The sequence below is a fragment of the Streptomyces sp. NPDC033178 genome, from assembly GCF_055577685.1.
Genome location: NZ_JBVIPT010000012.1, coordinates 284171 through 308340, shown reverse-complemented (window position 1 = coordinate 308340; position 24170 = coordinate 284171). Strand labels below are relative to the sequence as shown.

General features: G+C 70.1%; 22 protein-coding genes. 8 read left to right on the top strand and 14 right to left on the bottom strand.

Annotated elements, in window-relative coordinates; genetic code table 11:
- Positions 1 to 23: 23 nt before the first annotated feature.
- Positions 24 to 1040, bottom strand: a complete 1017-nt coding sequence (locus ACZ5VQ_RS29055; protein WP_469107450.1) for an esterase-like activity of phytase family protein — start codon at positions 1038 to 1040, stop codon at positions 24 to 26.
- A 189-nt stretch (positions 1041 to 1229) separates the two neighbouring features.
- Entirely contained in the window at positions 1230 to 2099 is an 870-nt protein-coding gene (locus ACZ5VQ_RS29050; RefSeq protein ID WP_469107449.1) for a calcium-binding protein, read from the bottom strand.
- Between ACZ5VQ_RS29050 and ACZ5VQ_RS29045 the strand changes: the two genes are divergently transcribed.
- A complete protein-coding gene (locus ACZ5VQ_RS29045; protein WP_362088301.1) occupies positions 2098 to 2241 on the top strand; it encodes a hypothetical protein in 144 nt (47 codons plus the stop codon). The two genes, ACZ5VQ_RS29050 and ACZ5VQ_RS29045, sit on opposite strands and share 2 nt — an antisense overlap.
- A 99-nt stretch (positions 2242 to 2340) precedes the next feature.
- Here the strand turns inward: ACZ5VQ_RS29045 and ACZ5VQ_RS29040 are convergent, their stop codons facing one another.
- The 3 genes from ACZ5VQ_RS29040 to ACZ5VQ_RS29030 all read right to left on the bottom strand — a co-directional run bounded on the left by ACZ5VQ_RS29040 (position 2341) and on the right by ACZ5VQ_RS29030 (position 4811).
- Positions 2341 to 2940: a P-loop nucleotide/nucleoside kinase family protein gene (locus ACZ5VQ_RS29040; protein WP_469107448.1), complete on the bottom strand. Its 600-nt coding sequence runs from the start codon at positions 2938 to 2940 to the stop codon at positions 2341 to 2343.
- Positions 2937 to 3854, bottom strand: coding sequence for a serine hydrolase (locus tag ACZ5VQ_RS29035; protein WP_469107447.1), 918 nt, complete (start codon positions 3852 to 3854; stop codon positions 2937 to 2939). The genes ACZ5VQ_RS29040 and ACZ5VQ_RS29035 overlap by 4 nt, the downstream gene beginning before the upstream one ends.
- Positions 3855 to 4055: 201 nt before the next feature.
- Positions 4056 to 4811 (bottom strand): hypothetical protein, encoded by a 756-nt coding sequence (locus ACZ5VQ_RS29030; protein WP_469107446.1) that lies wholly within the window; start codon positions 4809 to 4811, stop codon positions 4056 to 4058.
- Positions 4812 to 5098: 287 nt separating this feature from the next.
- Here ACZ5VQ_RS29030 and ACZ5VQ_RS29025 point away from each other — a divergent pair, with 287 nt between their 5' ends.
- The 3 genes from ACZ5VQ_RS29025 to ACZ5VQ_RS29015 all read left to right on the top strand — a co-directional run bounded on the left by ACZ5VQ_RS29025 (position 5099) and on the right by ACZ5VQ_RS29015 (position 10098).
- Positions 5099 to 7393 carry an ArnT family glycosyltransferase gene (locus ACZ5VQ_RS29025; RefSeq protein WP_469107445.1) on the top strand — a complete coding sequence of 765 codons (2295 nt, stop codon included), beginning with the start codon at positions 5099 to 5101 and terminating at the stop codon, positions 7391 to 7393.
- 237 nt (positions 7394 to 7630) lie between these two features.
- The gene (locus ACZ5VQ_RS29020; RefSeq protein WP_469107444.1) at positions 7631 to 8434 is read left to right on the top strand and encodes an endonuclease I family protein; all 804 of its coding nucleotides are present in this window, start codon (positions 7631 to 7633) and stop codon (positions 8432 to 8434) included.
- Between the two features lie 176 nt (positions 8435 to 8610).
- On the top strand, positions 8611 to 10098 hold the full coding sequence (locus ACZ5VQ_RS29015) for an FG-GAP-like repeat-containing protein (protein WP_469107443.1): 1488 nt from the start codon (positions 8611 to 8613) through the stop codon (positions 10096 to 10098).
- 85 nt (positions 10099 to 10183) lie between these two features.
- Here the strand turns inward: ACZ5VQ_RS29015 and ACZ5VQ_RS29010 are convergent, their stop codons facing one another.
- From ACZ5VQ_RS29010 to ACZ5VQ_RS29000, 3 genes are all read right to left on the bottom strand, one after another.
- Positions 10184 to 11869, bottom strand: coding sequence for a thiamine pyrophosphate-binding protein (locus ACZ5VQ_RS29010; protein WP_469107442.1), 1686 nt, complete (start codon positions 11867 to 11869; stop codon positions 10184 to 10186).
- Positions 11866 to 12867: an agmatinase gene (speB, locus tag ACZ5VQ_RS29005; protein WP_189837687.1), complete on the bottom strand. Its 1002-nt coding sequence runs from the start codon at positions 12865 to 12867 to the stop codon at positions 11866 to 11868. The genes ACZ5VQ_RS29010 and speB overlap by 4 nt, the downstream gene beginning before the upstream one ends.
- 63 nt (positions 12868 to 12930) lie before the next feature.
- On the bottom strand, positions 12931 to 14469 hold the full coding sequence (locus ACZ5VQ_RS29000; protein WP_469107441.1) for a sodium:solute symporter family protein: 1539 nt from the start codon (positions 14467 to 14469) through the stop codon (positions 12931 to 12933).
- Positions 14470 to 14713: 244 nt separating this feature from the next.
- Between ACZ5VQ_RS29000 and ACZ5VQ_RS28995 the strand changes: the two genes are divergently transcribed.
- Both ACZ5VQ_RS28995 and ACZ5VQ_RS28990 read left to right on the top strand, forming a co-directional pair.
- A complete protein-coding gene (locus ACZ5VQ_RS28995; protein WP_469107440.1) occupies positions 14714 to 16273 on the top strand; it encodes a PucR family transcriptional regulator in 1560 nt (519 codons plus the stop codon).
- A 346-nt stretch (positions 16274 to 16619) separates the two neighbouring features.
- Positions 16620 to 17441: a phosphatase gene (locus tag ACZ5VQ_RS28990; protein ID WP_469107439.1), complete on the top strand. Its 822-nt coding sequence runs from the start codon at positions 16620 to 16622 to the stop codon at positions 17439 to 17441.
- Positions 17442 to 17489: 48 nt separating this feature from the next.
- Here the strand turns inward: ACZ5VQ_RS28990 and ACZ5VQ_RS28985 are convergent, their stop codons facing one another.
- The 3 genes from ACZ5VQ_RS28985 to ACZ5VQ_RS28975 all read right to left on the bottom strand — a co-directional run bounded on the left by ACZ5VQ_RS28985 (position 17490) and on the right by ACZ5VQ_RS28975 (position 20037).
- A complete protein-coding gene (locus ACZ5VQ_RS28985) occupies positions 17490 to 18371 on the bottom strand; it encodes a hypothetical protein (RefSeq protein ID WP_469107438.1) in 882 nt (293 codons plus the stop codon).
- A gap of 43 nt (positions 18372 to 18414) precedes the next feature.
- Positions 18415 to 19320, bottom strand: coding sequence for a helix-turn-helix domain-containing protein (locus tag ACZ5VQ_RS28980; RefSeq protein ID WP_469107437.1), 906 nt, complete (start codon positions 19318 to 19320; stop codon positions 18415 to 18417).
- A gap of 162 nt (positions 19321 to 19482) precedes the next feature.
- Positions 19483 to 20037, bottom strand: a complete 555-nt coding sequence (locus ACZ5VQ_RS28975) for an ATP-binding protein (protein ID WP_469107436.1) — start codon at positions 20035 to 20037, stop codon at positions 19483 to 19485.
- A 154-nt stretch (positions 20038 to 20191) separates the two neighbouring features.
- On the opposite strand from ACZ5VQ_RS28975, the gene ACZ5VQ_RS28970 reads away from it, so the two are divergent.
- On the top strand, positions 20192 to 21067 hold the full coding sequence (locus ACZ5VQ_RS28970) for a helix-turn-helix domain-containing protein (protein ID WP_469107435.1): 876 nt from the start codon (positions 20192 to 20194) through the stop codon (positions 21065 to 21067).
- On the top strand, positions 21064 to 21273 hold the full coding sequence (locus tag ACZ5VQ_RS28965) for a DUF397 domain-containing protein (protein ID WP_469107434.1): 210 nt from the start codon (positions 21064 to 21066) through the stop codon (positions 21271 to 21273). Before ACZ5VQ_RS28970 ends, ACZ5VQ_RS28965 begins: the two co-directional genes overlap by 4 nt.
- Before the next feature lie 22 nt (positions 21274 to 21295).
- Here ACZ5VQ_RS28965 and tesB read toward each other — a convergent pair whose 3' ends face one another.
- From tesB to ACZ5VQ_RS28950, 3 genes are all read right to left on the bottom strand, one after another.
- The gene (gene tesB, locus ACZ5VQ_RS28960) at positions 21296 to 22168 is read right to left on the bottom strand and encodes an acyl-CoA thioesterase II (protein ID WP_469107433.1); all 873 of its coding nucleotides are present in this window, start codon (positions 22166 to 22168) and stop codon (positions 21296 to 21298) included.
- A gap of 34 nt (positions 22169 to 22202) precedes the next feature.
- A complete protein-coding gene (locus ACZ5VQ_RS28955) occupies positions 22203 to 23360 on the bottom strand; it encodes an acyl-CoA dehydrogenase family protein (RefSeq protein ID WP_189843518.1) in 1158 nt (385 codons plus the stop codon).
- Between the two features lie 109 nt (positions 23361 to 23469).
- A complete protein-coding gene (locus ACZ5VQ_RS28950) occupies positions 23470 to 24060 on the bottom strand; it encodes an SACE_7040 family transcriptional regulator (RefSeq protein WP_200398016.1) in 591 nt (196 codons plus the stop codon).
- Positions 24061 to 24170: the final 110 nt, after the last annotated feature.

Sequence of the window (24170 nt, the reverse complement as noted above, 5' to 3'; positions counted from 1 at the left end):
CGGGCCCATGTTCGGGGCAGCGGTCAGAGGCGGATCCGGAGGGAGTAGAAGCGGGTGATCTGGACCGGGTTCTGGTTGTCGTCGCTGACCAGGAGCAGGTTCAGACGGCCGTGGCCGCCGCCCGTGACCGCGAGACCCTCGATGTTGTCGAGGAGCGGGTTGGGCTGGGGCTGCTTGGCCTGGGCGCCGAGTGAAGGACAGTTCACGAGGTCGGCGAGCAGGGTCTTGCGGGCGAGGCGTACGCCGCTCTGGCCGGTCAGGTTGTCGATGCCGGACGTGTCCGTGGCACGGCGCAGATCGGCGAGGTAGAGGCGGACCGTGTTGCCGACGCCCGCGGTGAAGCCGCGTTCCAGGACGAGGAGGCGGCCGTCGGGGGTGGCCGTGGTCTCGGAGACGTTCAGACCGGTGTCGGTGCGGTAGCCGTACTGGGCGTCGAGGGCGAAGTGGCCCCGCTGCCGCTCCCAGGTCTGGAAGCGGACGATGCCCGTGGTGTCCCCCGCGAGGGAGCCCTCCATGCCGGCCAGCAGGGTGCGGCGGCCGGGGAGGAAGGTCAGGCCCTCGAAGGTCTGGTTCGACGTGGCCCGGCCGGCGGGGGCGACCCTGAGCGCGTCCGGTACGGGGAGGCGGTCGAGGATGCGGCCGTCGCGGGCGTAGCGGCGTATGGAGGGCTCGGTCTCGGAGGCGACCAGGCGGGTGCCGTCGCGGTCCACGGCCAGGCCCTCGGAGTCGAGCGCGGCACCGGTCTCGTCTGCGAGCGGCACGACGGAGGCGGGCCGGAGGGCCTTCCGGTCCAGCGTGAAGAGTGCGGACCGGTCGGAGACCGCGGCGATCCTGCCGTCGCGGTCCACGGCGAGCGCGGAGAAGTTGCCGACGAACGTGCCCTCGTACGTCGTCTTGTCGAGCGCGTCGGAGAAGCTCTCGATGGAGACGGAGGGCGAACAGGCGTTGCCGCGCTGGGCGTTGGCGGGCGCTGCCGCGGTGAGGCAGGCGGCTGCCGCCAGGGCGGCCGTGACGGTGGCGAGGAGTGGTCTCAGGCGCATGGCGTCACGGTAGGCGGAGGTGGGTTGAGGGGGAGGGTACTGGCCGTTAATTCCAGGGAGTCGGCAACTCCGGGGAGCCAAGGGCCGGAGTCGAGGGCTGGGGATCGAGGGTCGGGATCGAGGGCCGGGATCGAGGGCCGGAGTCACGTGGGCACCGGTGCCCACGCGACTCCGACCAAGCCCTGGATCTCAGTCCTGGTAGACCTTGTTGTTGCCCGCGCCGCCGGAGAGCGTGTCGTTGCCCTGGCCGCCGTGGATCACGTCGTCGCCAGTGTTGCCGAAGATCGTGTCGTCGCCCTGCAGGCCGTACAGGGTGTCGTTGCCCCGGCCGCCGTAGAGGGTGTCGTTGCCTGAGCTGCCGCGCACGATGTCGTTGCCGTCGTCGCCGTACAGAGTGGTGTAGCCGAGGTCGTCCTCGCCGGTCACCGTGAGGATGTCGTTCCCGGCACCGCCGCTGCAGTGGTACGCGCAGCCGGTGAGGATGGTGTCGTCGCCGGCCTCGCCGAAGGAGCCGTTGACCCAGACACCGTCGATGCCTTCGAGGTGGTCGTCGCCGTCCCCGCCCTTGAGGACGTTCGCGCCCTTGCCACGGATGACGTCGTCGCCCGGGCCGCCGTCGAGGGTGCCCTGCGTGAAGACGTCGTCGCCGACCGTCACCGTGTCGTCTCCGTCACCGAGGTCGACGTCGTAGATGTCCGAGTCGTCGGACCCCAGGGGCTCGGGCTCCACGCACTCGACGACGGTGCGGTCGGTCGCCGACGGGTACGTGCACGCGTCCGTGGTGATGGTGATCTCGAACTTGTCCCGGAAGGTGACGAGGTAGTCGCCGCCGAACTCGTTCGGGTCGACGTCGATCACCTTGGTGGAGATCTGCAGGTCGTTCACCTGTCCGGCGGCGGCCCGGTACCAGATCGCGCCGTCATAGCGCTCGACGGTGGCGGTGGTCGTAGCGGCCGCCGTGTCCGTGGTGTCCGCCTGGGCGGCGGGCGCGGCGAGTACGGCTCCTCCCAGAGCCAGGACGAGGGTGGAGGTGGCGGCGATGCTTCCTAAAAAGCGCATGCGAAAAAGACCCTTCGTGGAGTGTGTGCTGAACGGAGTCGGCGTCTGCGGCGAGGGCGCCGGTGAAGTCGTCGGCGCCCTCGCCGCGATCGGCGATCGGACGGCCGGTGCGGCCTGTGTGCGCGGTCCGTGCGGTCTGTGACGGGTGTGGCGGGTGTTGTTTTCCGATCACCCATTCAGACAGCGGACCGAGTGCGAGGGTTGCCCCCGGAAATCGCTTCTTTTCGCCGAACTCAGCAGGTCAGCGGGGGTTGCTAGCACTCCTTGGTGAGCTCTTGCGGAAGCCCGGGTGAACGTTCTCCCTCATCGTGGAGGCGCCCTGATGCCGGACCGTCGTCATGGCGAGTTTCGCGACCGTGGCCGGCGGGATGCCGGTGGTGTCGATCAACTCGGCCTCCCCGCGCAGCCAGGGCAGCGCCTCGTCGTAGTCGTGGAGATGGTCCAGGCGCCACCGGCGGGCGCCGATGCTCTCGGGATCCGTGTCGTTCTGGATGCGTTCGACGAGCGTGTTGTGGTCGGCGTGGAGGACGAAGTGGCGTAAGGGAATGCCGGCTTGGACCAGTCCCGTGCGGATCTCACGCCAGTACGGCTTCTCCAGCACGGTCTGCGGGACGACCAGCGTGCCGCCCACGTGGTCGAGCACCTGTCGCGCGGTCTCCACGACGAGACCGCGCCACGGCGGGAATTCCTGGAAGTCGCGGGCCGGCTTCCCCAGGACGTGCCGGAGCATGTAGCCGACCTGTTCGGTGTCCAGGAGCCTGGAGTCCGGGAGGAGGGTGGTGAGTTGCCTGGCGGTCGTGGTCTTGCCCACTCCGAAGGCGCCGTTGAGCCAGATGATCATGAAGCGGGCACCGCCGGGAAGGCCTCCTGCGGGTCGGTCGTGGGCGTGTAACGCTGCGCTCTGGTCGGCACGAGGTCCTTGTGGATGGCCTTGGCCACGGCCTGGATCGTCGTCACGCCGTAGTTCATGGTGCTGTTGCCGTGGGTCAGGATCGAGATCGTGTAGTCGTGGCCGGCTCCGTTGAAGGTGCCCACGCTGTGGACCCGCCAGCCATGGGTGGAGCGGGACAGCCAGCCGTTCTTCACATGGACGGCGACGGAGGAGGGGGCTCCCGCCGGGGTGCCCCAGCGCTGCGAGGAGACGACCCTGCCCATGAGTTTGAGTACGTAGGCCCGGGAGTTGTCGCTCAGCACCGTGTTCCTGGCGGTGAGCAGCGCGAGGAGCTTCTGCTCGTCCTGGACCGTGATCTGGGTGAGGCCCCAGTAGCCGTTCGCCCCCGGCCTGGTCCGGGACATGCCGGCCGCGGCGAGGAAGCCCTTCACCTTGGTGGTGCCCAGCTGGTTCCAGAGCTTGGTCGTGGCCGCGTTGTCCGACTTGGTGATCATGGCGGTGGCCAGATCGGACTCCCGCTGGGTGAGATGGCGGTTGTGCTTCTTGGCGTCCCAGAGAAGCGTGGCGAGGACGGTCACCTTGACGACGCTGGCCGAGTCGTAGGCCTGGGTCGGTCTCAGCGTGCAGGTGGTGTTGGTGCTCCGGTCGTGGAGGCCGACCGCCACGGTGCCCCTGCGGTTCGCGAGGGCCGTGGTGATGTCCTTCTGCAGTTTGGTCGCCAGGGCCGACTGGTTCGACGTGCAGGTCGCCTGCGGTGTCGTGGCCGCGGTCGCTGGTGCCACGGCCACGGTGAGCGGCACTAGGACCCCGGCACCGAGGCCCGCGCAGAACACGCGGGTACGCCGGGATATCCGGTGAGTCATCGAGTACTTCCATCCCCTTGGGTACGAACGAGCGCGCCTCGGCGCACTCGCCTCTCTCGACTCATCGGGATGGCTGGGGGTTGTACGCGTGTACGCGTGTTCCTGGAAGGGAAGTTGGGTGGCTTCGGGGCCCGGAGAGGGGATGCCGAATCCCCCGTGCGCGGATCCCCCCTCGCGCGACAGCGGTCGCGGCTGCTGCGGCTACTTCTGGGTGACCTGCTCGGCGATCCCCTTCTTGATCGTCACCTCCACCGTCAGGTTGCCTGCCTCGGCGGCGGCGTCCAGGTCATCGGCGGTGCACTTCTCCGCTCCCGCGGTCTCGGGGTCACCGCAGATGTCGCCGCCCGTGATCTCCGTGTCCTCGGCGACCCAGAAGGCACGCTCGCCGACCAGCAGCTTGCCCGGCGCCAGGAACGTCAACGTGCCGGAGAACGTACCGTCCGAACCCGCCGGCGGCTCCGAGGAGTCGCCGCCCCCGCCCTCCGCGGCGAAGACCTTGGTGGCTATGCCCTTCTCGATCGACACCTCGGCCTCGGTGTTCCCGGCCTTCGCGGTGTCGTCCAGCTGGTCGGCGGTGCAGTTCTCCGCTCCCGCGGTCTCGGGGTCGCCACAGATCCCGGCGCCCTGGATCACCGTGTCCTCCGCGACCCAGAAGGCACGCTCGCCGACCAGCAGCTTGCCCGGCGCCAGGAACGTCAACTTGCCGGAGAACGTACCGTCCGAACCCGCCGGCGCCTCCGAGGCGTCGGCGCCACCGGAAGCCGCGGGAGAACCGGCGGGGGCCGAGGCGCTGGGAGAGTCCGAGGCACCGGCAGGCGAGGAGGCATCCGCGCCGGCGGAGTCCTCGGGGCCGCACGCGGTGAGGAACAGACCCGTGGCGGCCAGGAAACCGACGGCGGCGAGCGTGCGGGTGCGGGTGCGGCTGAGCGACATGTCGGGGTGCCCTTTCGGCGTCATTGCTTGTTGATCTCAACACGTCAAACGCCGTACGCAGCAAGCGCGTTCATCGGCAGCCACTCCTGTTGCACAGCCGGTATGAACCGCCGGTAACTGTTACAGGGCAGCGCCCTCTGTGACCGTCCGGCCCTGTCGCCGATCAGCGCCCTCTATCTATGACCGTCCGGCTATGGCCGTCCGGCCCTTTACGTGTTCATACGCTTCCATGGGACCCCCCTTCCCCCACTCACAGCCGGGGCCCAGGTTCACCACAGCCCTCGCCCACACGGCGCTCGCACGATGCATGCGTGACATCTGCCACCGATCCGTTCCCCCACGCCCCCGAGGCCGCTCAGGCCGCCCCTGCAGCAGACCGGGCCGCCTCCTGCCCGCCTCCCGCCGAGACCGGCGCGCGGCCAGGGAAGCCACCCCGCTGGTCGCTTCCCGCGCTGGTCGCGATCATGGTCCTGGCCGGGGTGCTGTACTCCTGGAACCTCTCCTCGTCCAGCCTGAACAGCTTCTACAGCGCCGCCGTGTTCAGCGGTACGCAGAGCTGGAAGGCGTGGTTCTTCGGGTCGTTGGACGCGGGGAACTTCATGACCGTCGACAAGCCCCCCTTCGTCCTGATGGTGATGGGGCTGTCCTGCCGGGTCCTCGGGTACGGCACCTGGCAGATGATGCTGCCGCTGGTCGCCTCCGCCCTCGGCACGATCTGGATCCTGCACGCGTCGGTCAAGCGGGTCTGGGGCCACGGCGCCGCGGCCGTCGCCGCGCTCGTCCTCGCCCTCACCCCGATCACCGTCGCCATCAACCGCGACAACAACCCGGACACACTGCTCGTCTTCCTGATGGTCGCGGGCGCCGCCCTGGCCCTGCGCGCCGTCCACAACGGCAGGCTGCTGCCGCTCGTCGGCTCGGCCGTCTGCTTCGGCCTCGCCTTCAACACCAAGATGCTCCAGGGCTACATCGCCCTGCCCGCCGTCTTCGCGGTCTACCTGTACGCGGCCCGGGGCGGCCTGCTGCGCCGGGTACGCAACCTCGCGATCGCCGCGGTCGCCCTCGCCGTCTCCAGCTTCTGGTGGGCGGCGGCCGTGTCGCTGGTGCCCGCCGCCGACCGGCCGTACATCGGCGGCTCGACGGACGGCACCGCCTGGAACCTGATCATGGGCTACAACGGCCTGGGCCGCGTCTTCGGCGGCGAGGGCAACGGCGGCGGTGGAGGCGGTGGCGGAGGCGGCTTCTCCGGGACCGCCGGGATCGGCCGGATGTTCAACGAGGTGCTCGGCGGCCAGATCTCCTGGCTGCTCCCCTTCACCGCCATCGCACTCGTCGGCGGTCTCGTACTGCGCGGCCGCGCCCCCCGTACGGACCTGACGCGGGCCGCGCTGGTGCTGTGGGGCGGCTGGACCGCGCTGCACTACCTGACCTTCAGCCTCGCCGAGGGCACGATGCACCCCTACTACACGACCGCCCTCGCCCCCGGCATCGCGGCGCTGTGCGGAGGCGGCGGGCTGATGCTCCTGCACGCCTTCCGGACCGACAAGAAGTGGCTGTGGGTCCTGCCCGTCGCGTTCGCCGCCACCGGCATCTGGGCCGTCGTGCTGCTGCGTCGGGCCTCCGACTGGAACTCGTGGCTGTGGCCGACCGTCGCCGCGGTGATGGTCCTGGCGATCGTCGGACTCTTCCTCTTCCGGTCCGGCCGGCGCGTACGGCTGCTCGCCGTCGCCCTGACCGCGGCCGTCGCCGCCTCCCTCGCAGGACCGACCGCGTACGCGGCCTCGGTGACCGCGGGTTCGAGCGGCGGCATGAGCGGTACGAACCCGACGGCCGGCCCCACCACGGGCGGCGGCATGGGTGGCGGACCCGGCGGTGGCGGTGGCGGCCGGGGCGGCTTCCCCGGCGGCGGTGGCGGCCAGGCCCCGGGCGGCCAGCAGCAAGGCAACCAGCAGGGCAACCAGCAAACCGGTGGCGAGGCCCCGGGTGGCGGCCAGACGGGTACGCCGCCCAGTGGCGCGCCCAGCGGCCAGCAGCCCAGCGGCGGGCAGCAGCAGAACGGCCAGGAACAGGGCACCGGCCAGACCGGCACCCCGCCGAACGGCACCTCCGGCACGGGCGAGCAGGGCGGCGACGCCGGCTCCCGCCCCGGTGGCATGGGCGGCGGCGGTGGCATGGGCGGCGGTCCCGGCGGCGGCGCGGACAGCGCGATGGTCACGTACCTGGAGAAGCACCGCGACGGCGCCAAGTGGCTGGTGGCGGTGTCCAGTTCGCAGAGCGCGGCCCAGCTGATCGTCAGCACGAAGCAGCCCGTCATCTCCATGTGGGGCTGGTCCGGCAGCGACAAGGCCATGACCCTCGCCAAGCTGAAGGAGCTCGTGAAGAAGGGCGAGCTGCACTACATCGTGCTCGGCGGCGGCATGGGCGGTGGCAGGGGCGGCGGCGACAGTGCCAGCTCCGAGGTGACCGCCTGGGTCCAGGAACACGCGACGGCGGTGAAGGCGAGCGAGTACAGCGACGCGTCGTCCGAGTCCTCCGCCGACTCCGACAGCTCCGACTCCCAGAACACCCAGGCGCTCTACCGCCTGGACGCCTCGGACGTCAACTAGGGCAAACCCTCCCCCGATTGGGGAGAACCCTCGCTCTTCGCAGCCCCTGGACCGGCAACGGCCAGGGGTTGCGTCGTATGCGAGAACGTCACACAAACGCCTCCCCCCGGTTACACGAGCGACCCCATGTCCATGTCACGCTCCCGATTGACCGAAGTGTCAACACGCGTAGAACGCGGGCCCGTTGAGCTGGATTCCGCGTCCTGGCGCGTGCCGTTCCCGGGAAAGGGCACCCCCATGTCCGTTGCGCACAAAGGCAGTTGGAAGGCGCTGACGGTAGGCGTTTCCGCCGTCCTCGTCGGCCTCACGCTCCCGACGGTCGCCGCGACCCCCGCCGCGGCGACGACCACCGCGTACGACGACACGTACTACGCGGGCGCGATCGGCAAGACCGGCACGGCCCTCAAGAGCTCGCTGCACTCGATCATCAGCGACCAGACCGCGATCTCGTACTCCGCGGTCTGGAACGCGCTGAAGGTCACCGACCAGGACCCGAACAACAGCAGCAACGTGGTTCTGCTGTACTCCGGCATCTCGCGGAGCAAGACCCTCAACGGCGGCGCGACCGGCAACTGGAACCGCGAGCACACGTGGGCCCAGTCGCACGGCGACTTCGGCACCTCGGCCGGCCCCGGCACCGACCTGCACCACCTGCGCCCCGAGGACGTCCAGGTCAACAGCATCCGCGGCAACAAGGACTTCGACAACGGCGGCAGCAGCTTCACCAACAGCGGCGGCAGCCTCACCGACTCGAACTCCTTCGAGCCCCGCAGCGCCGTCAAGGGCGACGTCGCCCGCATGATCCTCTACATGGCCGTCCGTTACGAGGGCGACGACGCCTGGGAGGACCTGGAGCCCAACGACGCCGTCACCAACGGCAGCGTCCCCTACCACGGCCGGCTCTCGGTCCTGAAGCAGTGGAACGAGGCGGACCCGCCCAGCGCCTTCGAGGAGCGCCGCAACGAGCTCATCTACTCGAACTACCAGGGCAACCGGAACCCGTTCATCGACCACCCCGAGTGGGTCGAGGCGATCTGGTAGACCGACGGTGACCCGCGCTGAACTCCCTGTGACAGAAAGGGAGTTCAGCGCCACTCCTGTCCCCTCGGTTACGAATCCATGACATTGGGGCGTACAACTGGGGGCGCTCGGATCGAGTCGAACTCACTGAACGCGGCATTCCGCGTGCAGAACCGACCGACTCGAAAGGCTTACGTATGTCCCGAGCACACCGCCGAACTCGTACCGCGCTCACCGCACCCCTGGCAGCCGCGGTGCTGCTCGCCGGAGGATTCGGCGCCATGGCCCTCTCCGGGGCCTCGGCGCAGGCGGCCACCGGGTCCGCGGACGCGCAGGACGACTTCAACGGCGACGGATACGCCGACCTGGTCGTGTCGGCCCCGGACGCCACGATCTCCAGCAAGACCAAGGCGGGTTACGTGGCCGTCACGTACGGCTCCGCCAATGGCGTCTCCGCCGCCAACAAGAAGCTCATCAGCCGCTCCACAACCGGCGTTCCCGGCTCCGCCACCGCGAACCAGCGCTTCGGGACCAACTTCACCAAGGGCGACCTGGACGGTGACGGCTTCAGCGACCTGGTGATCTCGGGTGGCACTGCCGGTTCCGTCATCCTCTGGGGCTCCGCCTCCGGACTCACCGGTGGCACGGCGATAGCCGGGTACGGCCAGTCCCCCACGACCGGTGACTTCGACGGCGACGGCAAGACGGACCTCGCCCTGTTCGAGCAGGTGTCCTCCTTCGGCGACGAAGCCCCCAGCAGCGCCGCCGCCGTGTGGAAGGGACCGATCTCGCGAACCGGCACGCCCACCGCCGTCCTGCCCGTCCTGGACAAGTCCCTGTGGTGGGGCTACGACGCCGACGACGCCTCCTGCGCCACCAACGGCGGCTGCGAGGAGGACGCCGACTCCATCAGCGGCCCCTACACCTCCACCGAGACCGGTGACGTCAACGGTGACGGCAAGGACGACATCGTTGTCTGGGAGTACAAGGGCGACGGCGTCTACGGCAACCGCCTGCTCCTCGGTGGCGGCAGCACGGGCTTCAAGAGCGGCTGGGTCCCCGGTGAGGCCGCCGGCAACAGGACGGGCACCGGCGTCGGGGACGTCAACAACGACGGCTTCGACGACGTCGTGGTCGGCAACGACTGGGGCAGCGGCACCGTCAAGGTCGCTCTCGGTTCGGCCACCGGCCTGTCCTCGGACCGCGTCCAGACCTTCAACCAGGACAGCCCCGGGTTCCCCGGAGTCGAGGAAGAGGAGGACGAGATCGGCGGGTCGGTCTCGGTCGCGGACGTCACGGGTGACGGCTACGCCGACATCGCGCTCGGCATCCCGGGCGAGGACATCGGCGACATCTACGACGCCGGCTCGATCGCCCTGGTCCCCGGCAGCGCCTCCGGCGCCACGGGCGCCGGAACGAAGACCTTCCATCAGAACACCGCCGGTATCCCCGGAGTCGCCGAGAACAGCGACGAGTTCGGTGTGAGCACCGCTCTCCTGGACCTCAACGGCGACGGTCACTCCGACCTCGCGGCCGGTTCCACGGCCGAGAACGCCCAGAACGGCGCGGTCTGGGTGCTGAAGGGCACGGCGAGCGGCCTCACCGCCACGTCGTCGTTCGCGTTCGGCGCCGGTGACCTCGGCGCGCCCGCCACGGCGGCGCACTTCGGCGCGCACCTGCGCTGAGCGAGCCGTCTACGGACATGACGGTGGGGCGGCCTCGTGCCGCCCCACCGTCATGTCCGGGCCGGATCTCCCGGTCAGGGGCGGTTCAGCCCAGATGCGTCGGCGCGAACATCCGCAGCAGCGCCGGCAGCACGACCACCGAAGGCCCGGGCGTGGCAAGGGACTTGGCGAGGTCGTCGGCGAGGGTGTCCGGGGTGGTCCGTACGCCGGGGACGCCGAAGGACTCCGCGAGGGCCACGTAATCGGGGCGGGACAGTTCCGTCGCCGTGGACTGGCCGAAGGCGTCGGTCATGTACTCGCGCAGGATGCCGTAGCCGCCGTCGTCGACGATGAGCCAGGTCACGTCGAGGTTGTGCTGCCTTGCGGTGGCCAGTTCGGCGATGGAGTACAGCGCGCCGCCGTCGCCGGAGACCGCGAGGACGGGGTGGGTAGGGTCGGCCACCGCGCCGCCGATGGCCGCCGGGAAGGCGTAGCCGAGGCCGCCCGCGCCCTGGGCGGAGTGCATGGTGTTCGGCCTGCGGGCGTCGAAGGCGGACCAGGCCCAGTAGGCGAGGATCGTCATGTCCCAGAAGCTGGCCGACCGGTCGGGCAGGGCCTCGCGGACGGCGGCCAACACCCTTTGTTCCAGGGTGAGTTCCTGGGAGTCGATGCGCTCGCGGACGAGGTCGAGCACGGTCCGTACGCGGTCCGCGGCCTCCGCGTCCTCCCGTACGGGCACGGTTTCGAGGAGGGCCGACAGGGCGAGGCGGGCGTCCGCGTGGATGCCGAGGGCCGGGTGGTTGGACTCCAGTTTGCCGAGGTCGGCCTCGATCTGGATGACACGGCCGCGGGGCTTGAACGTGTAGTAGTTCGAGGAGAGTTCACCGAGCCCCGAGCCGACGACGAGCAGGACGTCGGCGTCCTCCAGGAAGTCCGTGGTGTGCCGGTCCTCCAGCCAGGACTGGAGGGAGAGCGGGTGGTTCCAGGGGAAGGCGCCCTTGCCGCCGAAGGTGGTGACGACGGGCGCGTTCAGCCGCTCGGCGAGCTGCCGCAGCTTGCCGGACGCGTCGGACCGTACGACTCCGCCGCCCGCGATGATCGCGGGGCGGGCCGCCTTCGAGAGCAGGTCGGCGGCCACGGCGGTCAGTTCGGGGCGGGGCGGGAGGTCGTGGGGCGCGGCGTCCGCGGCCGTGACGACGGGCAGTGACGTCTCGGCGAGGAGCACGTCCTGCGGGATCTCCAACCACACCGGGCCGTGCGGGGCGGTGAGCGCCGATTCCCAGGCCTCGGCGATCGCGGACGGGATCTGCGACTGCGTACGGACCGTGTGGACGGACTTCACGACGCCCCTGAACGAGGCCTGCTGGTCGGGGAGTTCGTGCAGATAGCCGTGCCGTCCGCCGCCGAGTCCCGCGCTAGGGATCTGGCTGCTGATGGCGAGGACGGGGGCGCTCGCGGCGGCGGCCTCCTGGAGCGCGGCCAGCGAGGTCAGCGCGCCCGGGCCGGTCGACAGGAGCAGCGGGGCGGCCTCGCCGGTGATGCGGCCGTACGCGTCCGCCGCGAACCCGGCGTTGTTCTCGACCCGCAGGCCGATGTAGGCGAGGTCGGAGCGGCGCAGCGCGTCGAACATGCCGAGCGCGTGCTGGCCGGGCAGGCCGAAGACGGTGGTCGCGCCGAGACCAGTGAGGGTCTCCACGACCAGGTCTCCGCCGTTGCGTCCGGGGGGAGGGTTGAGTGCGGCCTCCGTCTGTGCGGCGGTCGGGCGGAGCACCAGGTCGTGGTCGTGGGTCACTTGGCGTCGGTCTCCTCGGGCGCCTGCGCGTTCTTCTCGCGGGCCTGCGCGATCTGGCGGGACATGATGGTGGTGAGTTCGTACGCCGTGTGGGACGCGGCGACGGAGGTGATCTCGGCGTGATCGTACGCGGGGGCGACCTCCACGACGTCGGCGGAGACCAGGTGGCAGGAGGCCAGGCCGCGCAGGATCTCCAGGAGTTCGCGGGAGGTCATGCCACCGGCCTCGGGCGTGCCGGTGCCGGGCGCGTGGGCCGGGTCGAGGCAGTCGATGTCGATGGAGATGTAGAGCGGACGGTCGCCGATGCGCTGCCGGAGCTGGTCGGCGACCTCGTCGGCGCCACGCCGGTAGATGTCGGCGGAGGTGACGATGCCGAAGCCGAGCTTCTCGTCGTCGGTGAGGTCCTGCCGTCCGTAGAGCGGGCCGCGCGTGCCGACGTGGGAGAGGGCCTCCGTGTCCAGGATCCCCTCCTCGACGGCCCGGCGGAACGGGGTGCCGTGGGTGTACTCCGCGCCGAAGTACGTGTCCCAGGTGTCGAGGTGCGCGTCGAAGTGGAGCAGCGCGACCGGGCCGTGCTTCTTGGCGACCGAGCGCAGCAGCGGCAGCGCGATGGTGTGGTCGCCGCCGAGGGTCATCAACCGGGCGCCGGTGCCGAGGAGTTCGTCGGCGGCGCCCTCGATGGTCTCGACGGCCTCGTTGATGTTGAACGGATTCGCGGCGATGTCACCGGCGTCCGCGACCTGGGCGAGGGCGAAGGGCGAGGCGTCCTGGGCCGGGTTGTAGGGGCGCAGGAGCCGGCTCGCCTCGCGGATCGCGTTGCCGCCGAAGCGGGCCCCCGGCCGGTACGAGACGCCCGCGTCGAACGGCACACCGACGACGGCGACGTCGGTGGTGCCGACCTCGTCGAGCCGGGGCAGCCGGGCGAAGGTCGCCGGTCCCGCGAACCGCGGCACGCGGGACGAGTCGACGGGGCCGCGGGGCGTCTCGTAACTGCTCATGGGGGTAATGCCTTCTTTCCTGCGATTCACACGCTTCATCGCGTATGTGCTGCTTCTCCGACTCTACTGGTGAGCCGGAACCGATTCGGACACGGGTTCGGAGCCGCGGCCCGCCAGCCGCTCGCGCCAGGCGGCGAGGACGGCCGCGTCGGTCGCCGGGGTGGCCAGCGAGACGATCACGTAGACGGCCAGGGAGGAGAGGAGCCCGTAGTAGATGGGTTCGTTGGCGAGGATTCCGTAGGACGCCATCAGGCCGATCACCGCGAGGCCGCCGACCACGACGGCGGCGAGTGCGCCCTGGGCGGTACCGCGCTTCCAGAGCAGACCGCCGAGGATGGGCACGAGGAGGCCGCCGACGAGCAGGTTGTACGCGACGGTCAGGGCCTCGATGACGTTGTTGAGCGCGATGGCCGTACAGATCACCGCGATGCCCATGATGAGGATGAAGGCGCGGTTGTCTCTCACCTCGTCGCGCTCCTCGCCGGAGGCGATGGCGTCGGAGGCGGTGGTGACGGAGGCGGTGGTGACGGAGGCGGTGGTGACGGAGGCGGTGGTGACGGAGGCGGTGGTGACGGCTCCGCGCAGCCGCGACCAGATGTCGTTGTTGGCGACGGTCGCGCAGGCGATGAGGGCTCCGGAGGACGTGGACATCACGGCGGCGAGGGCTGCGGCAAGCACCAACCCCCGTACGCCCATGGGCAGTTCGTCCTTCACGATGGTCGCGAAGGCGTCGTCGGCGCTGCCCAGCTTCGGGTAGAGGACCTTGGCCGCCGTGCCGATGACGGCACCGGCGAGCGCGTAGACCAGGCAGTACGTGCCCGCGACGGTGCCGCCCCACTTGGCGGTGCGGTCGCTCCCCGCGGTGAACACGCGCTGCCAGATGTCCTGCCCGATCAGCATGCCGAACGTGTAGATCAGCACGTACGTGAAGATCGTCTCGCCGCCGATGCCCAGCGGGTCGAAGTACTCGGTGGGCAGCTGCGCCTTCATCTCGCTGAACCCGCCGGCCTTGACGACCGCGATGGGCAGCAGGAGCAGCAGCACACCGATGGTCTTGACGACGAACTGCACCATGTCGGTGAGGGTGATCGACCACATGCCCCCGAGCGTCGAGTACGCGACGACGATCGAGCCGCCGAGGATGATCGCGATCGTGCGGTTCATGTCGAAGAGGACGTCGAAGATCGTGGCGTACGCGATGGTCGACGTGACCGCGAGCATGAGGGTGTACGCCCACATGACGACGCCGGAGATGACACCGGCCCGGCCTCCGTACCGGAGATCCAGCATCTCGGAGACGGTGTAGACCTTCAGGCGGGCGATGCGGGCCGAGAAGAAGACGGACAGGGCCAGCAGCCCGAGGCCGATGGTGAAGACCATCCAGGCGCCGGAGAGCCCGTACTGGTAGCCGAGTCCGACGCCGCCGATGGTGGACGCGCCGCCGAGGACGATCGCGGCCATGGTGCCGGAGTACATCGTCGGCCCGAGCCGCCGCCCGGCGACCAGGAACTCGCTCTTGGACTTGGCGCGGCGCATGCCCCACCAGCCCATGGCCAGCATGCCGACCAGATAGACGACGATCACTGTGTAGTCGACGGCCATTGGGGGCTCCTCTTCGCGCGTTCGGTGGCGTGTCGTGCGGGTGGGTGTGTGCTGGGGGTTCGCCGGTGACTGACCGCTCGCAACGTCACGTGCGTGTTCGCTCGACGTTTTCGCGTGGCCGGTGCGCGGGGACATCCGCCCGTACCCGCGGCCTCCGGTGGGGACGACCCTAGGTGGCCGGAAAGCAACGATGAAGTGTACGTTTCATCCACAGTCACCAGATCCGATGGAGGAAACGTCCACCATGCCGGACTCTGCCGTTCCAGGCCCCGCCCCTGCAGTCCCGCCCACACCTCCTGTCCCCCTCGCCGCACTGCTGGCCCGGGAGGACCTCGGGCTGCGGCAGATCGCGGGGCCCCAGGATTCGGCCACGGTGATCCACTGGGCGCACACCTCGGAGATGGCGGACCCGTACCCCTATCTCCTCGGCGGCGAGCTGCTGCTCACGGCGGGGGTACATGTGCCGGAGGCGGCGGGCTCGGGCACGTACTTCGACGACTACGTCTCCCGGATCGTCGAGGCGGGCGGCGCCGCTCTCGGCTTCGGCGTGGCCCCGGTGCACGACACGGTCCCGCGCGCCCTGGTCGTGGCCTGCGACGACTACGGGCTGCCGCTCGTGGAGGTCCCGCCCCGCACGACCTTCTCCGGCGTGGCCCGGGCCGTCTGGCAGCTCATGGCCCAGGCCCGCCACACCGAACTGCGCCGCGTCACGGAGGCCCAGCAGAGCCTGGCCGCCGCCGCGGCCCGCCCGGACCCGGTCCCGTCGGTCCTGCGCCAACTCGCCCAGCGGGTGGGCGGCCGGGCCACGCTGTACGCCCCGGACGGCGGGGAGGTGGCTTCGGCGGGGCGGATGCCGGGGGCCGGCGCGGGCGGGGGATTGCGCTCGGGCGGGGGCGCGGGCGCCGGCGGGGAGGTGAGCGGGGCGTTGGCGGGGCTGGTGGCGGTGGTGCGGCCGACGGCGGAGGACGGTTCCGGGGGTGGGGGCCCCACTCCCTCCTCCGCGAGTGACACCGCCGCCGGGGTCCACCTCGCGGCGTACGCGCTCGGCACCGGGCAGGGTTTCGTGCTGGGCGTGGCGGCCCCGCGCCGCGATCCCGGCGACCACACGATCGCGTCCGTCGGGGCCGTACTCCTCTCCCTCCTCACCGGCGAGCACCAGAGCAGCGCGGGTGCGGCCCGCTCCTCGGCCCTCGTACGGCTACTGCTGGGCGCCCCTCCGGAGGAGGTCGCGCCGCTGCTGGGCGGGGGTGAGCGCTGGGTGGTGGTGCACGCGCGGCCGGACGGTCCGGCGCCGGACGCCGTGACCGCGTCCGCGCTGGGGGCGGCGCTCGGTTCGGCGCTGGTGGATGTGGACGGTGACGTCGTACGGGTCCTGGTGCCCGCGGGCCACCGTGAGTTGACCGTCCAGCCGGGCTGGACGTGCGGGGTGAGCGCCCCGGTCGGCGCCCACGAGTGGGCGTCCGCGGACACTCAGGCGGGCCGCGCCCTGTCCCGCGCGAGGGCGACCCGAGCCCGCCTGGTCCGCCACGGCGAACACCAGGGCCTGGCCGACCTGGTCCCGACGACGGAGGCCGCCGCCCACGCGCGTACGTTGCTGGCCCCCATCACCGCGAACCCGGCCCTCACGGAGACCCTCCGAACCTGGCTCTCCCTCCACGGCAGCTGGGACCGCACGGCAGTCGCCCTCTCCGTCCACCGCAACACGGTCCGCCAACGCATCGCCCGCTGCGCGACCCTGCTGTCCACGGACCTGGATGACCCGGACGTCCGCATGGAGATGTGGTTCGCGCTGCGGCACACATAAAAACGTTCCTCGCCCCCGCCGCCCTTACCCATTCCCGTCCCTTACTCGGGGGCTCCGCCCCCGAACCCCCGCTCCTCAAACGCCGGAGGGGCTGAAGATTTCGCAGCCCGGGCCGACACACCCAGCCCGTCCGGCGTTTGAGGACGAGCGCGTCAGCGCGATGCGGGGGTCTGGGGGCGGCAGCCCCCAGGGACGGGACGGGTAGGGGCGGCGGGGGCGAGAACCCGGTCGTGCCGTCGTCGCATCACGGAATCCCCCCACCCCCAGCCCAAACCCCGAGTGACCCATGTCCCACGGTTCGATACACCGGCGCCACCCAGCGGACCGCACCGGCAGAATGGGAGGCATGCCGATACCCGGGACCCCCAGCCGCGCCGACCTTGTCGACCACCTCGTACGGACGCGTATCGCGGGCGACGTAGCCACCCCCCGCGAGAACAACCTCTCCCACTACCGCAAGCTGGCGAACGGCGACCGCAACTACTGGCTCGGCCTGGAGCTCGGCGACCGCTGGACCGACGAGCAGGACGTCCTGGCGGTCATGGCCGAGCGATGCGGCGTGAACGACGACCCGGAGTACCGCTACGGCCAGGACACCATCGACCCGGACCTGACGGTCGACGCCCTGGAGCGGATGGCGGGCAGGCTGCGCAAGGCGGCCGCGGGCAAGCAGCGCGTGCTGTTCGCGACGGGCCACCCGGGCGGCCTCCTCGACGTGCACCGCGCCACCGCCGCCGCCCTGCGCTCCGCCGGCTGCGAGATCGTCGTGATCCCGGACGGCCTGACCACGGACGAGGGATACGTCTTCCAGTTCGCGGACGTCGCGGTCCTGGAGCACGGCGCGACCCTGTGGCACACGCACTCGGGCGAGCCGATGCGCGCGATCCTGAAGGGCCTGGAGAGCGCGGGCCGCCCGCTGCCGGACCTGGTCGTCGCCGACCACGGCTGGGCGGGCTGCGCGGGCCAGCTGGGCATCGACTCCATGGGCTACGCGGACTGCAACGACCCGGCCCTGTTCCTCGCGGAGTCCGAGGGCACGGTCCAGGTGACCATCCCCATGGACGACCACGTCACGAGCCCTCGGTTCTACGACCCGATGACGGCGTACCTACTGGACGCGGCGGGCCTCACCGAAACCGACACGGAGACAGACACGGACACCAACTGAGCTCTACCGACTGAGCTCTTGGGAGATCGCCCCTGCGGAGGCCCGTGGCTACTCGTCTTCGAAGATCTCCCCGGCGGACGTGGCGGTGGCAGCGCGGGTGAGCCAGGTGCTCAGGGTCGCGTGGTCCGTGCAGTTGCTGATTCGTTCTCGGACTTCGTCGGAGACGTCGATACCGCGGCCGGCCAGAACCAGCAGGAGCGCTTTGGCTTCGCCTTGAACTTCACCTTCGTCGCGCAGCTCTTGCGCCAGCGGGGACTGGAAGAAGGAGAGGTCCATGGTCACGAGTTTCCTCCAGTATTCGGCGACCGTGCCTGTACCCAGGCCCTGTGCGGTCAGTTCGATGAAGATGTCCGCTGCGCTCTCGTCGCGCTTGTGCAGATCTTTCAGGACGGCTGCCAGCGCATCCAGTATGGCCTGGGCCTCCGGATCGTTGTGGTGCAGAACGGCGGAAAGAACCGTCATCGGGATGTCGCGGGCCGCTGCCTCGGGGGTGGAGATGACAGGGATGTTGTCCGGTCCCAGAACCAGCGGTCGCACGGTGAGCGAGGGCCACTGGGGCGGTCCGATGTCCAGGTGCCGGGCGGCCCAGGCGGCGGTGCCACGGTCCTGGCAGACGACGACCAGCACCGGAGGCAGTTGGTACTTGGCATACAGGTAGGCCAGGTAGTAGGTCCAACTCGCAGGTTTCTTCGGGTCCTTCTTCCGCTGGGCCTCAACGGCGAGGACGAAGCTTCCGGAGGCGGCGGTGTCGACTCGCACCAGCGTGTCCACGCTCCGTTCGAGGGGGTGGTTCTCCGTGAGATCGGTAGGGAGCGGCGAGGAGGACACCGGGTCGTCGAACGGGATGCCGATCGCCCTGGCGGCGCGGACGAAGACACCGGGGTGCTGCTGGAAGATCCGGTGCATCGCCTCGTGTGGGGAACTGACCATGATCGTGCCGGGAACCTCTCGACGGGGCTGGACGGGTCGCCTGTCAGACGGCCGCGGGCAGGTGGGTACGAGAACGGCAGTCGCGACAGCGGCCGGGTTCGGGCGCGCGGAAGGCCCGGTCGCAGCTGTCGCAGTTGCGGAGCGGGTGCCTGACCGACGGGGGCGATTCGGGAGCGCGATACGGAGGTAGCGGCGGGAGTTGGGCCGCGAGGCGGTGGGCCAGGAACGCGGCTGGGCGGCGCAGCGGCTCAGGTGGCAGATCGGACGCCAAGGCGTCGCGTACGGCGGTGGGGGTTAGGTCCCGCTCCAGCCAGGCTGCGACTCCGGGGGCGAGGTGTTCGGCGTCGGTGGCGGAGAGGAGCAAGCGGGGGTCCTCGCGACGGAGGCCCGCCAGGACGTCGATGGCCGTCCGGAGGAGATCCGGGGAGGCGTACGCGGGCTTCGGTACGGCGGGAAGGGCGCGGCGTGTGGGCTGTTTCCGCTGCTCGGCCGCCCGCCGGGCCGGTGGCCTGGCCGAGGGGTCGGGCACGTCGTCGGTCGCGTCCCCGTGTCGCCCCGGCTGGTTGCAGGAGACTGTGCGGGTGATGATCCGGCCGCTCTCAGTGCGTTCACGGGTGCGGCGCAGGTAGCCGTGGGCCTCCAGTTCGCGCAGAGCGGCGGCGATACGGGTCGGCCCTTCGGGGAAACGTGCGGCGAGGGTCTTGATGTCGGCACGGGCGCCGGTGGGGAGCGACTGGATGTGGACGCCGAGCCCGATGGCCAGCCCTGACAGTTCCGGGTGCTGGGCGAGGTGGTTGCCGACGACCGTGAAACGGGTGGTGTGGCGTGAGTTGTCGTGCACGATGCCGCCGCCCGGGTGGGTGTTCGCGCGGGCGTTTCGACGGGGGTGGTTTTTGCCCGCGGTACGGGCCTGGGCGTGCGGGCGCACGCTAGGGTTCTGCGTATCCATCAGGAAGTTTGAGCCTTCCTCGGTGGTCAGGCCCTCGCACTGGGATTGCCGTCCCGGCGGGGGCCGTCGCATGTCTACGGTTGTTTGGCTGCTGCGGTTGTGCGGTGCCGCGCTGAGCGTAGAGCAGCCAACCTGTCCCGAAGCCAGCCCAGTTGGTGATGTTCACTCGCGCGAGTGAGCGCCCGCCGTGGGCGGGAGGGGTGTGGCTTGGTGAGGTTCCTTTCCCTCGCGTGGTCCTTTGGGAAGAGCGCCAGGGTCACCGGAACACACGGCGTCAGGCTCCGGTGAGTGCGGTGCCAGGTCGAACTCCGCCCATACGGTTTTTCGGGGGACGGGGCCCAGTTCGACGCCCCAGCGGTCCGCGAGGGCCTCAACGAGGAGCAGGCCGCGTCCGGACTCGGTGTCGGGGGACGGGTGGCGGTGGCGCGGGAGGTCGTCGCCGCGTGTATCCGTCACCTCGATGCGGAGAGTCTCACCGCGGGCCAGGAGGGCGAGACGGAAGTCCCGCCCTGGGAGACGGCCATGGGTGGCGGCGTTCGCGGCCAGCTCTGCGACCAGTTGCTCGGCGGCCTCGGTGACTCGGTACGGCAGGTCCCAGGTACGCAGCCACTCCGTGCCCAGGAGCCGGGCGAGGCGGGCACCGCGTGGCGTGGGCGACAACAGGACGCTGAAGTGACGGATGGGGGTGTCGAGTTGGGTGGACTTTTCCTTGTTCACGTCACTGAGCGTGGCGGCGCGTGCTTACCGTGAACAGTGACGACGCCGATGCGTACGGTGACTGTCCGGAGCTTGTCCGCTGTTGTCCGGGCTGTCGTGACCGGCCGTAGGGGTACGGGCGTTGCGGCACAGCGGTACGACGGAGGGGTGCGGTATGTCGGTGGACGGCGAGGTACGACGGCTCAAGAACGAGGCGGACGAGCCGGGTTGGGAGGTCGACCCGGACGACGACTGGGGAGTGGCGGTCGTCGCAACCGTGGGGCGACAGCTCAGGCTGCGGCGGGAGGCAGTGGGGATGAGGGCCGCCGAGTTCGGGGCGGCGGTGGGGTACGGGGAGGACCTGGTCTACAAGATCGAGGGCGGCAAGCGGATCCCCCGGGGCGAGTATCTGGACAGGGCGGACGAGGTGTTGGGGGCGGGTGGGTTGCTTTCGGCGATGAAGGAGGATGTGGCCAAGGTCCGGTATCCGAAGAGGGTTCGGGACCTCGCACAGTTGGAGGCGAAGGCAGTCGAGATCGGGGTCTACGAATGCAACGCCGTCAACGGGCTGTTGCAGACGCCTGAGCATGCACGGGCCTTGATCGAAGCCGGGCAGCCTCCCTACTCGCCGGACGACGTGGAGCGCATGGTGGCTGCTCGTGTGGCCCGACGGTCGGTCTTCGACAGGGACCCGGCGCCTTCTCTCAATTTCGTGCTGGAAGAGGCTCCACTGCGACGGGGCGTCGGGGGCACAATGGTCTGGCAGCAGCAGCTCGAACGTCTGCTGGAGGTGGGGCGGTTGCGTAACGTCACGCTTCAGGTGATGCCGACGAACAGCGACGCCCACCCAGGAATTGACGGCAGGATCGAGTTGCTCAAATTCGCCGACGGTACAGCGGTCGGACGCTCTGACGGCGCGTTCAACGGTCGGCCGGTCACTGATCCGAGGCAGCTTCGCGTACTTGAGCTGCGGTATGGAACCATCCGGGCTCAGGCTCTCGCCCCCAGGGAGTCGCTGGCCTTCATCGAGCAACTGCTGGGAGAAACATGATCCGCAAGGCCTCTGCCGGTGACGCCGTTGAACTGGCGTGGTTCAAGAGCAGCTACAGCAGCGGCACTGATGGCAACTCCTGCGTCGAGATCGCCCTCGCCCCCAACGCGGTGCACGTCCGTGACTCCAAGAACGACCGCGGACCTCAGCTCGCGCTCGCGCCGGGCGTGTGGGCGGACTTCGTGACGTACGCGTCGAGGAGCTGACCTCACCGCCCCCGGATCCGGATCACCGCGGAATCCGTACGACACCCTCCTGGATCACCGTGACCGCCAGCCGCCCGTCCTGCGTGTAGATACGGGCCTGGCCGAGGCCGCGCCCGCCGGAGGCGGACGGTGACTCCTGGTCGTACAGGAGCCATTCGTCGGCGCGGAACGGGCGGTGGAACCACATCGCGTGGTCCAGGGAGGCCCCGACCACGTCGCCCGTGACCCAGCCGCCGCGCCCGTGGGCGAGCAGTACGGAGTCGAGGAGCGTCATGTCGGAGACGTACGTGGCGAGACAGACGTGCAGGAGCGGGTCGTCGGCGAGCTTGCCGTTGGTGCGGAACCACACCTGGGAGCGGGGCTCGCGCTCCTCCCCCACGCTGGCGAACGGCGGCGCGTCGACATAACGGAGGTCGACGGCCTCACGCGCCTCCAACAGCCGCTCCACGACGCCCTGTTCGCGGTACAGGTCGACGTACTTCGGCAGCAGCTCGGCCGCCGTCGGCAGGGTCTCCGGATCGGGCGCGGGCGGCATGTCGGCCTGGTGCTCCATGCCCTCCTCGTACGTCTGGAAGGACGCGGAGAGGTGGAAGATCGGCTGGCCGTGCTGGACGGCGACCACCCGGCGGGTCGTGAAGGACCGGCCGTCACGGATCCGGTCGACGGTGTAGACGATCGGCGCGCCCGCGTCCCCGGCGCGCAGGAAGTACGCGTGCAGGGAGTGGGCGAACCGGTCGTCGGGGACCGTACGCCCCGCGGCGACCAGTGCCTGCGCGGCGACCTGCCCGCCGAAGACGCGGGGGACGACGGCGAACCGGGACTGGCCGCGGAAAATGTCCTGCTCGATCTGCTCAAGGTCGAGCAGATCGAGCAGGGCTTCAAGTGCCTTGCTCATGGGTCGGTTGTACCGTGCGGTAATTTCGCGGACCTTACAGGCCCATGTCCTTGGCGATGATCGACTTCATGATCTCGCTGGTGCCGCCGTAGATGCGGTTGACGCGGTTGTCCGCGTACAGGCGGGCGATCGGGTACTCGTTCATGAAGCCGTAGCCGCCGTGCAGCTGGAGGCAGCGGTCGATGACGCGGTGCGCGACCTCGGTGCAGAACAGCTTCGCGGACGCGGCCTCGGCGGGGCTGAGTTCGCCCGCGTCCAGGGCTTCGAGCGAGCGGTCGGCGACGGCCTGCGCGGCGTCCACCTCGGCCTGGCACGCGGCCAGTTCGAACTTGGTGTTCTGGAAGTGCGAGACCGGCTTGCCGAAGACGGTGCGCTCCAGCACGTACTCCTTGGCGAACCGCACGGCCGCCGCGGCCTGCGCGTACGCGCCGAAGGCGATGCCCCAGCGCTCGGAGGGCAGGTTGCCGCCGAGGTAGTAGAAGCCCTTGTTCTCCTCGCCGAGGAGGTCCTCGACGGGCACCTTCACGTCGACGAACGCCAGCTCGGCGGTGTCGGAGGTCTTCAGGCCGAGCTTGTCGAGCTTGCGGCCCACCGAGTAGCCCTCGGCCTTGGTGTCCACGGCGAAGAGGGAGATGCCGAAGCGGCGGTCCTCGGCCGTCGGGGCGGACGTACGGGCGCAGACGATCACGCGGTCGGCGTGCACGCCACCGGTGATGAAGGTCTTGGCGCCGTTGAGGACGTAGTGCGAGCCGTCCTCGGAGAGCTTCGCGGTGGTCTTCATGCCCGCGAGGTCGGAGCCGGTGCCCGGCTCGGTCATCGCCAGCGCCCACATCTCCTCACCGGAGACGAACTTCGGCAGGAAGCGCTTCTTCTGCTCGTCGGTGGCGAGCGCCTTGATGTAGGGCAGGCCGAGCAACACGTGCACACCGGAGCCGCCGAAGGAGACACCCGCGCGGGCGGTCTCCTCGTACATCACGGCCTCGAACTTGTACGAGTCGATGCCTGCGCCGCCGAACTCCTCGTCCACACGGATGCCGAAGACACCCAGCTCGGCGAGCTTGTAGTAGAAGTCGCGCGGCGCCTGGCCGGCCGCGAACCACTCGTCGTAGACCGGAACGACCTCGGCCTCGATGAAGGCCCGGAGGGTCTCCCGGAACGCCTCGTGATCCTCGTTGAACACCGTACGGCGCACCGCCGCCACCTCCACCTGGCTCATGAGTCCATGTCTAAGCGCTTGCTCAGAGCATCACCGTACCGGCGAGTAGGTGGCAGCGTCCAGAGGAGCACCCGCGTAACGCTCGTCACGCCGCCGCGGCGGCGAAGGCCCCCTTCGCCATCCGGTGCAGCAGCTCCGACGTGCCCGCGCGGCCCGGGAGCGCTCCGGGGCGGCCCAAGTGCGGGGTGGAGTTCAGCAGTCCGAACACCGAGTGCACCGCCGAGCGGGCCGCCGGTTCGGCCAGCCCCGGATAGACCTCGCGGACGACCTCCACCCACAGCTCGACGTACTGCCGCTGCAGCTGCCGCACCAGCTTGCGGTCACTGTCCCGGAGGCGGTCCAGCTCACGGTCGTGCAGGGTGATCAAGGGGCGGTCGTCGAGCGCGAAGTCGATGTGCCCCTCGATGAGCGAGTCGAGGAGCGCCTCGGGATTCCCGTCGGACTCCGCCAGCCGACGCTTGCCGCCGGTCAGCAGCTGCCCGCTGATCCCCACCAGCAGCTCGGCGAGCATCGCGTCCTTGCCCGGGAAGTGCCGGTACAGGCCGGGGCCGCTGATGCCGACCGCCGCCCCTATCTCGTCGACCCCGACCCCGTGGAAACCGCGCTCGGCGAAGAGCCGCGCAGCCTCCTTGAGGATCTGCTCGCGGCGGGTGGGGGCGTCGGTTCTCGTGGCCATGGACGCAATTCTAGACAGGGAGGTTAGCGCTCGTTAACCTGAAGGAAACGCGTTAACGCTCATTAACTTGGTCCGTGGACCGACGGAAGCTCGTTCATGGGCCGACAGCA